Source organism: Pseudomonas sp. SLFW (genome assembly GCF_009905615.1).
In the GTDB taxonomy this organism is placed as follows: domain Bacteria; phylum Pseudomonadota; class Gammaproteobacteria; order Pseudomonadales; family Pseudomonadaceae; genus Aquipseudomonas; species Aquipseudomonas bambusae.
In genome coordinates, this window is sequence record NZ_JAAAKW010000005.1 from 384,422 (window position 1) to 398,307 (window position 13,886).

General features: G+C 60.5%; 11 protein-coding genes. 7 read left to right on the top strand and 4 right to left on the bottom strand.

The features are described from left to right. Positions 1–42: 42 nt before the first annotated feature. Complete coding sequence (locus GVN17_RS12255) at positions 43–405, bottom strand: response regulator (RefSeq protein ID WP_166595516.1); 363 nt, start codon at positions 403–405, stop codon at positions 43–45. A 272-nt stretch (positions 406–677) separates the two neighbouring features. On the opposite strand from GVN17_RS12255, the gene GVN17_RS12260 reads away from it, so the two are divergent. The 5 genes from GVN17_RS12260 to GVN17_RS12280 all read left to right on the top strand — a co-directional run bounded on the left by GVN17_RS12260 (position 678) and on the right by GVN17_RS12280 (position 7,376). After that, positions 678–4,172, top strand: coding sequence for a response regulator (locus tag GVN17_RS12260; protein WP_166595517.1), 3,495 nt, complete (start codon positions 678–680; stop codon positions 4,170–4,172). Between the two features lie 48 nt (positions 4,173–4,220). Continuing rightward, the gene (locus GVN17_RS12265) at positions 4,221–5,042 is read left to right on the top strand and encodes a protein-glutamate O-methyltransferase CheR (RefSeq protein WP_166595518.1); all 822 of its coding nucleotides are present in this window, start codon (positions 4,221–4,223) and stop codon (positions 5,040–5,042) included. Next, positions 5,039–5,656, top strand: coding sequence for a chemotaxis protein CheB (locus tag GVN17_RS12270; protein ID WP_166595519.1), 618 nt, complete (start codon positions 5,039–5,041; stop codon positions 5,654–5,656). Before GVN17_RS12265 ends, GVN17_RS12270 begins: the two co-directional genes overlap by 4 nt. Continuing rightward, entirely contained in the window at positions 5,650–6,831 is a 1,182-nt protein-coding gene (locus GVN17_RS12275; RefSeq protein WP_166595520.1) for a hybrid sensor histidine kinase/response regulator, read from the top strand. The genes GVN17_RS12270 and GVN17_RS12275 overlap by 7 nt, the downstream gene beginning before the upstream one ends. 167 nt (positions 6,832–6,998) lie before the next feature. Continuing rightward, positions 6,999–7,376, top strand: coding sequence for a response regulator (locus GVN17_RS12280; RefSeq protein ID WP_166595521.1), 378 nt, complete (start codon positions 6,999–7,001; stop codon positions 7,374–7,376). Between the two features lie 94 nt (positions 7,377–7,470). Here the strand turns inward: GVN17_RS12280 and GVN17_RS12285 are convergent, their stop codons facing one another. Together GVN17_RS12285 and GVN17_RS12290 are read right to left on the bottom strand one after the other, a co-directional pair. Continuing rightward, a complete protein-coding gene (locus GVN17_RS12285; protein ID WP_166595522.1) occupies positions 7,471–9,501 on the bottom strand; it encodes a PAS domain-containing hybrid sensor histidine kinase/response regulator in 2,031 nt (676 codons plus the stop codon). Beyond that, positions 9,498–10,982 (bottom strand): ATPase domain-containing protein, encoded by a 1,485-nt coding sequence (locus tag GVN17_RS12290; protein WP_166595523.1) that lies wholly within the window; start codon positions 10,980–10,982, stop codon positions 9,498–9,500. The genes GVN17_RS12285 and GVN17_RS12290 overlap by 4 nt, the downstream gene beginning before the upstream one ends. A gap of 297 nt (positions 10,983–11,279) precedes the next feature. Between GVN17_RS12290 and GVN17_RS12295 the strand changes: the two genes are divergently transcribed. Together GVN17_RS12295 and nudC are read left to right on the top strand one after the other, a co-directional pair. Beyond that, positions 11,280–12,092 (top strand): crotonase/enoyl-CoA hydratase family protein, encoded by an 813-nt coding sequence (locus tag GVN17_RS12295; RefSeq protein ID WP_166595567.1) that lies wholly within the window; start codon positions 11,280–11,282, stop codon positions 12,090–12,092. Positions 12,093–12,194: 102 nt separating this feature from the next. Further along, positions 12,195–13,049, top strand: a complete 855-nt coding sequence (gene nudC, locus GVN17_RS12300; protein ID WP_166595524.1) for an NAD(+) diphosphatase — start codon at positions 12,195–12,197, stop codon at positions 13,047–13,049. Here the strand turns inward: nudC and GVN17_RS12305 are convergent. After that, positions 13,005–13,778 carry a TSUP family transporter gene (locus GVN17_RS12305; protein ID WP_166595525.1) on the bottom strand — a complete coding sequence of 258 codons (774 nt, stop codon included), beginning with the start codon at positions 13,776–13,778 and terminating at the stop codon, positions 13,005–13,007. The genes nudC and GVN17_RS12305 overlap by 45 nt on opposite strands. Between the last annotated feature and the right edge of the window lie 108 nt (positions 13,779–13,886).

Sequence of the window (13,886 nt, forward strand, 5' to 3'; positions counted from 1 at the left end):
ATGATCAGGACATGTAGGGCGCGCGTGGCCGGGGAGGGAAGGTCACTTGCCAAGGATGCCGTTGACCTTGTCGCGCAGTTGATCGATGGAGAACGGCTTGCCGATCAGGTGCATCCCAGGCGGCACGTCGATGTTTTCGGCATAGCCACTGGCGAACAGCACCGGCAGCGTCGGGCGCAGCACGGCCGCCTGCTTTGCCAGTTCGGTGCCATCCATGTCCGGCAGGCCCTTGTCCGTCATCATCAAATCAATGACGTTGCCGCTGTCCTTCAGAAAGGCCAACGCTTCGCTGCCATCGGCCGCTTCGAGCACGATGTACTCAAGCTCTTCGAGAACGTCGACGATCAACATCCGGACGATGTCATCATCTTCAACCACCAGAATCGTGCTGGTTGGGTCGGACATGAAAATTTCCTTCAAATGGCGAGAGACGGACCGGGCGACTTTCACCCGGTCTGCTAAAAAATAAAGCCAGTGATTGTGACAAGTTCCAGGCGCCAAAAACACAATTCAGTTGAGTGTGATAGCGCGAGGGAATCACTCGAACGTATAGTACGCCGACTTTTGCCTTCTGACTAAAGTCAGAAAATTCAGCCGTGTATGTCAGAAACTGGAGTCTTTTTCTGAACATTGCGGCAAACTCCGTGGTTTAGCCGAATCCGCCCTGGGCCCTTGCGATGATCCAAACCTCTGCAGTCGATGAGCAACGTTTCCGCAAACTTTTAAGCCGCAACGTCAGTTTACCCCTGGCCGTCGGGGTCCTTAGCGCCGCTTTCTTCGTCATTCTGATCACTTATCTGCTTTCGGTCATCCAGTGGGTCGAGCACACGGACCGAGTGATCAACAACATCAACCGTTCGTTGAAGCTGTCGGTAGACATGGAAACCGGCATGCGCGGCTTCCTCCTGACCGGTGATGAGCGCTTCCTCGACCCCTACGAGGTCGCCAAGCCCAGCATCATCTCCGAGCTGAATGGCCTGGAAGAACTGGTCGCTGACAACCCTGATCAGGTCGACCGGTTCAAACGGCTCGCAGCCATGCAGGAGTCCTGGAACCAGTTCGCCCAAGAGATGATCACCCTGCGGCGCAACGGTGGCGATTACGCGACGCCGATCCAGAACCGGCGCGGCAAGCGGCTGACCGATGAGATTCGTGATCAATACGATCAAGCGGCAAACATCGAGCACCAACTTCGCCTGACTCGTAACACCGACGTGACCCACACGACCATCCTGTCGGTCTCGCTGTACATCGCGTTCATTCTGATCGTCAGCGGTGTTCTGGCGTGGGTCGGTCGTCGCGACATGACGGCGCTGTCCTCCACGTACGCCGCCAACCTCAAGGCCCAACAGGAGGACGCCGAGCGCCTGGCCCACGTGGCCTGGCTGCGCAACGGTCAGAGCGAGCTGGCCGAGCAGGTGATTGGCCAACTGACCCTTAACCTGTTGGGGCGCAACGTGTTGCAATTCTTCGCTCAATACCTGGGCGCGGTGGTGGCGGCGGTTTACGTGCGTCAGGAGCACGGTGGACTGGTCCGCGTGGCGTCTCATGGCTTCTCTCGCCAGCAAGAATTGCAGGAACAATCGATTTACAGCGGCGAAGGCGTTGTCGGCAAGTCCGCCGAACAGGATGAGATCATCACCCTCAACGACGTGCCGATGGACTATTTCAAGGTCTCGTCGGGTCTGGGCGAAGGCTCGCCACGCAGCGTGATCGTTGTGCCAACCAGCAACGATGATCAGGTCAACGGCGTGATCGAACTGGGCTTCTTGCGTGAGCTGACCGAGCGCGACGTCGAGTTCCTCGAACTGGTGGCCGACAACGTCGGCACGTCCATCGAGGCCGCGCGTTATCGCCAGCGTCTGCAGGAAGTGCTGGCCGAGACCCAACAGCTGAACGAAGAACTGCAAGTGCAGCAAGAAGAGCTGCGCACCGCCAACGAAGAGCTGGAAGAGCAGTCGCGGATTCTGAAGGAGTCCCAGGCGCACCTTGAAACCCAGCAAGCCGAACTGGAGCAGACCAACGAGCAACTGGCTGAGCAGGGCAAGGCTCTTGCCGAGCAACGTGACGCGCTGGACCGTAACAACGAGGAGCTGAATATCGCGCAGGTCGAGCTGGAAGCCCGCGCCGATGAATTGCAGCGTTCGAGCAAGTACAAATCCGAATTCCTCGCCAACATGTCCCACGAACTGCGCACGCCGCTGAACAGTTCGTTGATTCTGGCGAAGCTGCTGGCCGAGAACCCCCAAGACAACCTGACCGACGAGCAAGTGACCTTCGCCGAGTCGATCTACTCGGCGGGCAACGATCTGCTGAACCTGATCAACGACATCCTCGACATCTCCAAGGTCGAAGCCGGCAAGCTCGACATGCGCCCGGAAAACAGCAGCGTCAGCCGCCTGGTGGACAGCCTGCGCATGACCTTCCAGCCAATTGCTGCCGACAAACAGCTGCAATTCACTGTTGAGGTTCAGCCGGGGGCGCCGGTGTCGCTGTACACCGACCGCCAGCGTCTGGAGCAGATCCTCAAGAACCTGCTGTCCAACGCCATCAAGTTCACTGAAACCGGATCGGTCAGCCTGACCGTGTCCCGTCAGCCAGGCGAAGGCATTGCCTTCACGGTGCGCGATTCCGGCATCGGCATCGCCCCGGATCAGCAGGAAAGCATCTTCGAGGCCTTCCGTCAGGCGGACGGCACCACCAACCGGCGCTACGGCGGCACCGGCCTGGGGCTGTCGATTTCCCGGGATCTGGCGCGCCTGTTGGGCGGTTCGATTTCGGTCACCAGTGAGCCGGGGCAAGGCAGTATTTTCACCCTGGTGCTGCCGGAGGAATACGTCGAGCACGCGCAATTCGTCGAAGAGCCGCCAGCCGCTGCCCACGCCGCACCGGCTTCCGTGCCCGCGCCCACGATTGCCGCCAAGTCCGCACCGCCTGCCGAGGCCGTGCCACGCTTCGCCGACGACCGCGACAAAGCGCCGTTCAGCAAACGCTGCATTCTGGTCATCGAGGACGAAGTGCGCTTCGCCCATATCCTCTACGACCTGGCCCATGAACTGGGCTACCACTGCCTGGTCGCTCACGCTGCCGACGAAGGTTTCGACCTGGCGTCGAGTTATCTGCCGGACGCCATCCTGCTGGACATGCGCCTGCCAGACCATTCGGGTCTGACCGTGCTGCAGCGCCTGAAAGAGATGCCGACGACCCGCCACATTCCGGTCCACGTGATTTCCGTCGAAGACCGACAGGAAGCGGCGTTGCAAATGGGCGCCATCGGTTACGCCGTCAAGCCGACCACCCGCGAAGAGTTGAAAGATGTGTTCGCCCGCCTGGAAGCCAAGCTCACCCAGAAAGTGAAGCGTGTGCTGCTGGTGGAAGACGACGCCCTACAACGCGACAGCATTGCCCGTCTGATCGGCGACGACGACATCGAAATCACCGCCGTCGGCTTTGCCCAGGACGCGCTGGAACTGCTGCGCGATAACGCCTACGACTGCATGATCATCGACCTGAAACTGCCGGACATGCTGGGCAACGACCTGCTCAAGCGCATGTCCACCGATGAAATCTGTGCGTTCCCGCCGGTCATCGTCTACACCGGGCGCAACCTGACCCGGGACGAAGAAGCCGAGCTGCTCAAGTACTCGCGCACCATCATCATCAAGGGTGCGCGCTCCCCTGAGCGCCTGCTGGACGAAGTCACGCTGTTCCTGCACAAGGTCGAGTCGCAGCTGTCGAACGAACGGCAGAAGATGCTCAAGACCGCGCGCAGCCGCGACCGGGTGTTCGAAGGCCGCAAGATCCTGGTGGTAGACGACGACGTGCGCAACATCTTCGCCCTGACCAGTGCCCTGGAACACAAGGGCGCCATCGTCGAAGTGGGCCGCAATGGCTTCGAGGCGATCGAAAAGCTCAACACGGTGGATGACATCGACCTGGTGTTGATGGACGTGATGATGCCCGAGATGGATGGCTTCGAGGCCACTACGCAGATTCGCAAGGATCCGCGCTGGCGCAAGCTGCCCATCATCGCCGTGACCGCCAAGGCTATGAAGGACGATCAGGAGCGCTGCCTGCAAGCGGGCTCCAACGACTACCTGGCCAAACCGATCGACCTTGATCGCCTGTTCTCGTTGATTCGCGTGTGGCTGCCGAAAATGGAACGTATCTGAATGGATCGGATCAATTGACCACGCCCGTAGAAAGACCAGGTTTGACCGATGGCCCATGAGCGAAACACCGAGATCGAGCTGCGTTTGCTCATCGAGGCGATTTACCTGAAGTACAGCTATGATTTTCGCGATTACTCGGGCGCGTCGGTCAAACGACGCGTCGCTCATGCGTTGCGTCATTTTGAGTTGAACACCATTTCCGCGTTGCAGGAGCGCGTGCTGCATGACCCGTCGGCGTTCATGCAGCTGCTGCAATTCCTGACGATCCCGGTCAGCGAGATGTTTCGTGACCCGTCGCACTTTCTGGCAATCCGTCAGGAAGTCGTGCCGCTGCTCAAGACCTATCCCTCGCTGAAAATCTGGATTGCCGGGTGCAGCACGGGGGAAGAGGTGTATTCGATGGCGATCCTGCTGCGCGAAGAAGGCTTGCTGGACCGCACGATCATCTACGCCACCGACATCAACCCTCGCTCGCTGGAAAAGGCCAAGCAGGGGATTTTCTCCATGGAGAACGTTCGCGGCTACAACGAGAATTACCTGAAAGCGGGCGGCAAGCGGCTGTTTTCCGAGTACTACACGGCCGCCTACGATTACGCGATTTTCGACAAGACCCTGCGGGAGAACGTGACCTTCGCCGACCACAGCCTGGCCACTGACAGCGTGTTTTCCGAGACGCACCTGATCTCCTGCCGCAATGTGCTGATCTACTTCAACAAGAAGCTGCAAGACCGAGCGTTCGGCCTGTTTCACGAATCCCTGTGTCATCGCGGCTTTCTGGTGCTGGGCAGCAAGGAAACCCTGGAGTTTTCCGGTTTCAAGGATCAATTCGAACCCTTGGTCAAACAAGAGCGGATTTATCGAAAATCATGAGAACGACGTTTTTGGGCGCCCAGTCGGACTGGCCAGCGTTACCCAGGGTCGATGCCATTGTCATCGGCGCTTCCGCGGGTGGGGTCGAGGCGCTGTTGAAGATATTCAGGCCGCTGCGTAAGGGCTTCAAGCTGCCCATCGTTGCGGTGCTGCATTTGCCCGATGAGCGCCGCAGCCTGTTGGCCGAAGTGTTCGCGGCGCAATTGGCGATTCCGGTCAAGGAAGCCGATGACAAGGAAAGCATCGCGCCCGGCACGCTTTACTTCGCCGGGCCCGGTTATCACCTGTCGGTGGAAGCGGACAAGACGTTTTCGTTCAGCCAGGAAGAACGGGTGTATCACTCACGCCCCAGCATCGACATTCTCTTCGAATCCGCTGCGGACGCTTATGATGCGCGGCTTGCCGGGGTGTTGTTGACCGGTGCCAACAACGATGGTGCCAAGGGAATGGCACGAATCAAGGAATACGGTGGTCTTACCGTGGTCCAGGACCCTGCCGACGCGTTGGCGCGAACGATGCCCGACGCTGCGCTGGCCCTGCACACACCGGACTTTCTCCTGCCTTTGCCCGACATTGGCCTGTTGCTTGTCGAGCTGGAACGAATTGCATGCTGAGTGAAATAAAAGCCAAGTTGCTGATCGTCGACGATCTGCCGGAAAACCTCCTGGCGCTCGAAGCATTGATCAAGCGCGAAGACCGCCAGGTGTTCAAGGCGCTGTCCGCCGACGAAGCGTTGTCGCTGTTGTTGGAGCATGAATTCGCCATGGCGATCCTCGACGTGCAGATGCCGGGCATGAACGGGTTCGAGCTGGCCGAGATGATGCGCGGCACCGAAAAGACCAAAAGCATTCCCATCGTGTTCGTCAGCGCCGCCGGCCGTGAACTGAACTACGCGTTCAAGGGGTACGAGAGCGGCGCGGTGGACTTCCTGCACAAGCCGCTGGATATCCACGCGGTGAAGAGCAAGGTCAACGTCTTCGTCGACCTGTATCGCCAGCGCAAGGCGATGAAACAGCAGGTCGAGGAGCTGGAGCGCAGCCGACAGGAGCAGGAAGCGCTGCTGCGCGAACTGAAGTCCACCCAGAATGAGCTGGAACACGCGATTCGCATGCGCGACGACTTCATGTCGATCGTGTCCCACGAAGTGCGCACGCCGCTCAACGGGCTGATCCTGGAAACCCAGCTGCGCAAGTTGCACTTGGCCAAGGACAACGCGTCGGCGTTCACCATGGACAAGCTCAAAGCCATGGTCGAGCGTGACGAGCGGCAGATTCAGAGCCTCATCCGCTTGATCGAAGACATGCTCGACGTGTCGCGCATTCGCACCGGCAAACTGTCGATCCGCACCAGCGCGTTCGACCTGTCCGAGCTGGTGGTCAATCTGGTGGAAAGCTACTCGGCGCAGATCGCGGCGGCGGAAAGCGTGGTTACGCTGCACGCCGCCACACCGGTGATCGGCATCTGGGACGAATTCCGCATCGAGCAGGTGATGGCCAATCTGCTCACCAACGCCCTGCGTTACGGCGCGCACAAGCCCATCGAAGTTCGGGTGTACAGCGAGGGCGGCGAGGCGCGGGTTGAGGTCAAGGATCAGGGCATCGGCATCAGCGTTGAAAACCAGAAGCGCATCTTTCAGCAGTTCGAGCGCGTCTCGGCCAGCCACGCGGTCAATGGGCTGGGGTTGGGCCTGTTCATTTCCGATCAGATCGTCGCGGCCCACAACGGTACGATCACGGTGGAAAGCGAAGAGGGCTGCGGCTCGACCTTCCGCGTCAGCCTGCCGTTGTAAACGCCCGTTCGGCCCGCCAGCCGCGGGCCAGAGCGATGTGTTGAGGGATGTTGACGCTTGCGTTGAAAGCGCGACGACCGTCCGGGTAAATATCTGATTTTTCTGCGCAACCTCCAGAGCGGGCCATGGTCGTAATGGCAGCTATTTATAAGATTGAAGGCGTTCCAATGAGCTCTGATGCTGAAAATGTCGTACTGATCGTCGAAGACGAGCCGCTGATCCTGATGCTGCTGTCCGACTATCTGTCAGGGGAGGGTTATCGGGTGTTGCAGGCGGAAAACGGCGAACAGGCCTTCGAAATCCTCGCCACCAAGCCGCACCTGGACCTGATGATCACCGACTACCGCCTGCCAGGCGGTGTGTCCGGGGTGATGATCGCCGAGCCTGCGGTCAAGCTGCGACCGGAGCTGAAAGTCATTTTCATCAGCGGCTACCCGGCGGAAATCATCGAGACCGGCAGCCCCATCGTCGGCAAGGTGCCGATCCTGGCGAAGCCGTTCACCATGGAAACGCTGCACTCGAAGATTCAGAGTTTGTTGAATTGAGCGGGGCGCGCCTTTCGTAGCATTCCGGCTTGCTGGCGCTGGCGAGTCCATTGTCGCCACTGCTCGCAAGCGGTGCTGCTACAGGCGTGACCGATCACCCCTCGATCATCTCCCGCACCTTCGCCGTCAACTGATCAAACGCAAACGGCTTGGTGATCATCTGCATCCCGTCTTCCAGAAACCCGGCTCGCGTGCCGGCGTTTTCCGCATAACCGGTGATGAACAGCACCCTGAGCTCAGGCCGCAACTGCCGTCCAATGTCCGCCAATTGACGGCCATTCATGCCAGGCAGGCCGACGTCGCTGATCATCAGGTCGATGCGCTGGCCAGATTCGAGAATCGGCACGGCGCCCACCGCATCCGCGGCTTCCAGATACCCGTAGCCCAATTCACTCAGCACCTGGCTGACCAGCGCGCGCACGGCGGGGTCGTCTTCCACGATGAGAATGGTCTCGCCTTCGCGGGCTTCCACGGCCTTCTGATCGTCGTTCAGGTCTTCCGCGTCTTTGTCGCCATGAAAGCGTGGCAGAAACAGTTGCACGGTAGTGCCGTGGCCCACCTGGCTTTCGATGGACACATGACCGCGAGACTGCTTGGTGAATCCGTAGATCATCGACAGGCCCAGCCCGGTGCCCTGACCGATCGGCTTGGTGGTGAAGAACGGGTCGAACGCCCGGTTGATCACGTTTTCGGGCATGCCACAGCCGGTGTCGGTCACGCTGAGGACCACGTAATCACCGGGCAGCAGGTTTTCGTAGGCGTTGGTGAAGGTGCGGTCGAGCTTGCGGTTGAAGGTCTCGATCATCAGCACGCCGCCGTTGGGCATGGCATCCCGGGCGTTGAGCACCAGATTGAGCAGCGCGCTTTCGAGCTGGTTGGGGTCGGCCTCGGCGGTCCAGAGGGCCGGGTCAAGGCACATGTCCAGACGCACGCTTTCGTTGACGCTGCGGTGCAGCAACTCGCCCATGGAGTGGACCAGCTCGTTCATCTCCACCGGCTTCGAATCCAGTGACTGGCGACGGGAGAATGCCAGAAGACGATGGGTCAGGGCGGCGGCGCGGTTGGCCGAGGTCACGCCCAGGTCGATCAGTCCGTCGAGGTCGTCGATCCGGCCCTTGGCGATGCGGCGCCGCAACAATTCAAGGCTGCCGATGATGCCGGTGAGCATGTTGTTGAAGTCGTGGGCAATGCCGCCGGTGAGCTGGCCAACGGCCTCCATCTTCTGCGATTGGCGCAACACCTCCTCGTTGTGGCGCAGCTGGGAGGTGCGTTCTTCGACTTGCTGTTCGAGGGTTTCATTGAGCTGGCGCAGCTGGGTCTCGGCGAGCTTGCGCTCGGTAATGTCCGACGTCACGCCTGCCAGCAGGCTGACCCGGCCGTTGCGTGCGCGAAGGGCGCGGGCCCGCACATCGACCCAGTGAAGCGAGTCGTCGGGCCAGACGTTACGGTATTCGATAATGAAGTCGTCGCCGGTGTCCAGGCTGCGCTGCAATGCTGACTGCATGCGCGGCTGGTCGGCGGCGTACACCGACTCCAGCCACTCGTGATACGAGAAGGGCGCGTGTTCGTCGCGCCCAAAGTGACTTTTGCTGATGTCCGAACAATCCAGTTCGAGAAACTCGGCTTCCAGTTGCCACGAGCCCAGGCGTCCGGCCTTGAGCGCGTGTTGCAAGCGTTGCTCGCTTTCGAGCAAGTCTTCCATGCGGCTGCGGGCGTCGTACTGGCGACGGCGTCCGCGCACAGCGGTGGTCACCAGACTGACCAGCGTCGCCGGGTGAAACGGACGCTCCAGAAACGTGACGTTGCCGAGCAGCTTGCCGAGGCGCGAAGAGGGGTTTTGTTCCGGCCCGCCGTGGTGGGTGAGCAGCACGATGGGCAGGTCCGACCACGGCGCCTGATTGCTCAACAGGCTCAGCAAGGGGTTCAGGTCGACCCCGCGCAGCGCCTCATCGGCGACGATGGCCAGGCCCGCGCCGGAAATCATTTCCTTGCACAGACCGGCCAGGTCATGGGTGATGAGCGCCGGGAACCCTGCTTCTTGCAGGATTCTCAAGGCGATCTGACTGTCCCGGCCCCGAGGGGCCAGGATGATGGCGCGTTCCGACAGCTGTCCCGGTGTACTCACACGTCCTCGTCCCGTAACAGCGGATTGCTCTCGCCATAGTAATGGGGCACGCCGCGCAGCACGCCTTGAAAGGCTTCCAGCGGTGCGCCGATGGTCATGCCAGAGCCACTGATGCGGTATTCGCGAATGGTCGACTCATGGGTGCCGGTGCGTTTCTTGATGATCGAAATGGCGCGACGGACTTTGCCAAGCGCTTCGAAATAACGCAACAAAATCACGGTGTCGGCGAGGTAGGTAATGTCTACCGGCGCACGCATGTCACCCACCAGACCGTGTTGGGCCACCGTCATGAACGTCGAGGCGCCTTGACGATTGAGGTAGAGCAGCAACTCGTGCATGTGCAGCACCAGCGCATTTTCTTCCGGCATCGCGGCCTGATAGCCGTTGAGGCTGTCGATTACCACCGTGCGGATGCCTTTCTCGTCCACGCTGCGGCGCACCCGGTGGGAGAACTCGCCCGGGGAGAGTTCGGCGGCGTCCACCTGCTCGATCAGCAGGTTCCCGGTCGCTTGCAAGGCCTTCAGATCGATGCCCATCTTTCTCATGCGTTCGAACAGCAGGCCCATTTCTTCATCGAAAATGAACAGCCCGACCTTTTCACCACGGGCCACGGCGGCTGCTGCGAACACCAGCGCGATCAGCGATTTGCCGGTCCCGGCCGGCCCAAGAATCAACGTGCTGGAGCCACTGTCGATGCCGCCGCCCAGCAAGGCGTCCAGTTCGGGAATGTCGCTGCTCAGCTGCGAACTCAAGTAGCTGTTGCGGTGTTCGGCCGCGACCAGGCGCGGGAAGACGTGGATGCCGTCGGCCATGATGTTGAAGTCGTGATAGCCACCGCGGTACTTCTGCCCGCGATACTTGACCACCCGCAGGCGGCGGCGCTCGGCGCCGTAGGACGGGGTCAGTTCTTCCAGGCGAATGACACCGTGGGCCACGCTGTGCACGGTCTTGTCCAGGGATTCGGTGGTCAAGTCGTCGAGCAGGATCACCGTCGCGTCGTAGCGGGCGAAGTAGTGCTTGATCGCCAGAATCTGCCGACGGTAACGCAACGAGCTTTGCGCCAGCAGACGGATTTCAGACAGGCTGTCGATGACCACCCGCGACGGCCGGACGCGCTCGACCACTTCGAAAATCTGCTTGGTGGCTTCGCCCAGCTCAAGGTCTGACGAGTACAGCAGGCTCTGCTGATGCTCGGCGTTGAGCAGGTCTTCCGGAGGTGTGAGCTCGAACACCTCAATGTGTTCATCAAGTTCCCAGGCGTGGGAGCGGGCGCCTTCGCGCAATTCACGCTCGGTCTCGGACAGCGTGATGTAAAGACAGCGTTCACCCGCCGTTGCGCCTGCCAACAGAAATTGCAGCGCCACGGTGGTCTTGCCGGTTCCGGGTTCTCCTTCGAGAAGAAAGACATGGCTGCGCGAAAGACCACCCGAAAGGATGTCGTCCAGGCCCACGATGCCGGTTGCCGCTTTTGATGTAGTCAAGAATCGCCCTCTTGCGACCTAAAAAAGAGTGGGGGTTGATCAGTGATCGATGACCCGTGGCAACGGCAAACACTGCGTGATTGCGGTGCTTGGCTGCCATGTCTCTGGACCATGGCTGTACTTGGCGGTTCACTTTTTCTGGATGGCAGGATGATGTTGCGCAACGCCGGGGAACCCACGCCGCCCGCTTTCGAGTCCGGCAAATGGCGCAACCGAAGCCTGTTGCGTCCTGATCGTCTTGATATAGTCCGGCGTCTGGAGCTTTCACCCATCGCAGGCCATTCAAGGATCATCGCCGTGTCCGACTACAGCGCTTTCAAGGTCGAGTTGACCGACCATATCGCCCACGTGCAAATCAATCGCCCGGAAAAGATCAACGCCATGAATGCGGCATTCTGGAGCGAAATCATCGACATTTTCCAGTGGGTCGAAGACACCGATGACGTGCGCGTGGTGGTCCTCAGTGGCGCGGGCAAGCATTTCTCGTCGGGCATCGATTTGATGATGCTCGCCTCGGTCGCCAACGAGTTGGGCAAGGACGTGGGTCGCAACGCGCGCTTGCTGCGGCGCAAGATTCTGCAGATGCAGGAATCCTTCAGTGTGGTGGACCGTTGCAGCAAGCCGGTGCTGGCGGCCGTTCAGGGTTACTGCATCGGTGGCGCCATCGACCTGATCAGCGCCTGTGACATGCGCTATGCGGCTGACGACGCGCTGTTCTCCATTCGCGAGATCGACATGGGCATGGCCGCGGACGTCGGCACCCTGCAACGCCTGCCGCGTCTGATCGGCGACGGCATGATGCGGGAAATGGCCTACACCGGACGCAACGTCAACGCCGACGAAGCGCTGCGCATCGGCCTGGTCAATCGCACGTACGTCGATCAGGCGCAATTATTGGACGGTGTGTTCACCATCGCCCGCGAAATCGCCGCCAAATCTCCGATTGCCGTCAGCGGCAGCAAGCGCATGATCGGCTATATGCGCGATCACAGTGTCGATGACGGGCTTGAATACGTTGCCACCTGGAACGCTGCCATGTTGCAATCGGCAGACTTGAAGCTGGCGATGGTCGCCCACATGGGCAAGCAGAAGCCGGTTTTCGACAATTGACCGTGATTTTCAACAGGCAGGCACCTGCCGCCTCTGGGCCCTGATTCTTTACGCTGAATCGGGCTGCGGGTGGCGCAGGTCGCTGGCCAGAGGAGTGTTTTCATGACGCGCCCCAGGCGTTGGACCACCGCTGTGCTCGATACTCAGGCAGCCGGCGGGTGGGCCGTGATCCACAGTGATCAGGGTTTTCTGCTCGACGACAACGGTGCGATGTTTCCCCGAGAATGGCTCAAGCGCCAGGAACTGCCATTGATCAGCGAGCACGGTATCGGCCATTTTGATGGCGAGCCGGTCTACGTTTACGTGCTTGAACACCCGGTTGAGTGGGAAGGCACGCGTTGGCAGACGCTGCGCCAATTCATGCTGGGCGACGATGCTGACCTGTTTCAGGTGCTGGGCTATGCGGCGCAAATCAGCACTTGGGCCAAAGAACATCGCTTTTGCGGAAACTGCGGCAGCCCGAACGTGCAGATTCCCGGCGAGCGTGCGATGCACTGCACCCAGTGCGATTTGCGCGCCTATCCACGCATTTCGCCGAGCATGATCGTGCTGATCACCCGGGGCGACGAAGTTCTGCTCGCCCGTTCGCCGCGCTTCGTGACGGGGGTCTACAGCACTTTGGCGGGGTTTGCGGAGCCCGGTGAGTCGGCCGAAGATTGCGTGCGTCGTGAAGTCATGGAAGAGGTGCAGATCAAGGTCAAGAACATCGAGTACAAGGGCAGCCAATGCTGGCCGTTCCCGCACTCGATGATGCTGGGCTTCCACGCCGAATACGACAGCGGCGAGATCGTGCCCCAGGTTGACGAAATCGAAGACGCGCAATGGTTCAGCATCCACGACATGCCGCCGTTGCCGGCCAGTCGTTCCATTGCGCGGTATCTGATTGATCTCTATCTGGCCAAGCGTTTGGGGCTAGTGGAACCAGTGTTGCCAGGCCAGGCGGACAGTCAGTCCTAACACAACGGTGATAAAGACAGGGCGGATGAATTTGGCGCCGCCCTGGATAGCCGTTCTTGCCCCCAGAAACGCTCCTACCATCAGCGCCGATCCCATCACCAGCCCGATGGCCCAGTCCACTGAGCCGTTGATGGCGAAGATGCTCAGCGCCGCTGCGTTGCTGACGAAGTTCATGCTGCGCGCCACGCCGCTGGCTTTCACCAAATCCACCGGGTACATCAGCAACGTGCTCACCGTCCAGAACGCGCCGGTGCCGGGGCCGGCCACGCCGTCGTAGAAACCCAGCCCCAGGCCTTGGGGAAGCTGCCACTTGGTTTTGATCGGCGCATTGCTGTCCAGAGGCGCCTTGGGCGTACCGCCGAATAACAGGTACAGGCCGCAGCCGAAGACGATCACCGGCAACATTTGATTCAGCAGCTCGGCCGGCAGGTAGTGGGCAATGACGGCCCCCACCAAAGCACCGACGGCCGTGCCGATCAGTGCGCGGGTCCACTGTCTGGGGTGAAACAGCTTGCGGCGGTAGAAGGTGAACCCGGCCGTGGCCGAGCCGAAGGTCGAGCTGAGCTTGTTGGTGCCCAACACCAGATGCGGCGGCAGGCCAGCGGTGAGCAGTGCAGGGGTGGTCAGCAGGCCGCCGCCCCCGGCAATGGCATCGATGAACCCGGCTATGAAAGCGACCAGGGCTAGCACCACGAGCGTGGTGGGATCTACGGAAAGTTCGAACGGCATGGGCAGGGCTTACTGGGCAGACGGGCAGAATGGCTGCCCGGAAGCGCGGCATTCTACCGGTAAGCCAAGCGAGTTGCAGGCCGATTCCTTTGTGTCCGCCCGAATATC

Coding starts and splice junctions, on each gene's coding strand:
- GVN17_RS12255 (WP_166595516.1), bottom strand. CDS start 405: ATGTCCGACCCAACCAGCACGATTCTGGTGGTTGAAGATGATGACATC.
- GVN17_RS12260 (WP_166595517.1), top strand. CDS start 678: ATGATCCAAACCTCTGCAGTCGATGAGCAACGTTTCCGCAAACTTTTA.
- GVN17_RS12265 (WP_166595518.1), top strand. CDS start 4,221: ATGGCCCATGAGCGAAACACCGAGATCGAGCTGCGTTTGCTCATCGAG.
- GVN17_RS12270 (WP_166595519.1), top strand. CDS start 5,039: ATGAGAACGACGTTTTTGGGCGCCCAGTCGGACTGGCCAGCGTTACCC.
- GVN17_RS12275 (WP_166595520.1), top strand. CDS start 5,650: ATGCTGAGTGAAATAAAAGCCAAGTTGCTGATCGTCGACGATCTGCCG.
- GVN17_RS12280 (WP_166595521.1), top strand. CDS start 6,999: ATGAGCTCTGATGCTGAAAATGTCGTACTGATCGTCGAAGACGAGCCG.
- nudC (WP_166595524.1), top strand. CDS start 12,195: ATGACGCGCCCCAGGCGTTGGACCACCGCTGTGCTCGATACTCAGGCA.
- GVN17_RS12305 (WP_166595525.1), bottom strand. CDS start 13,778: ATGCCGTTCGAACTTTCCGTAGATCCCACCACGCTCGTGGTGCTAGCC.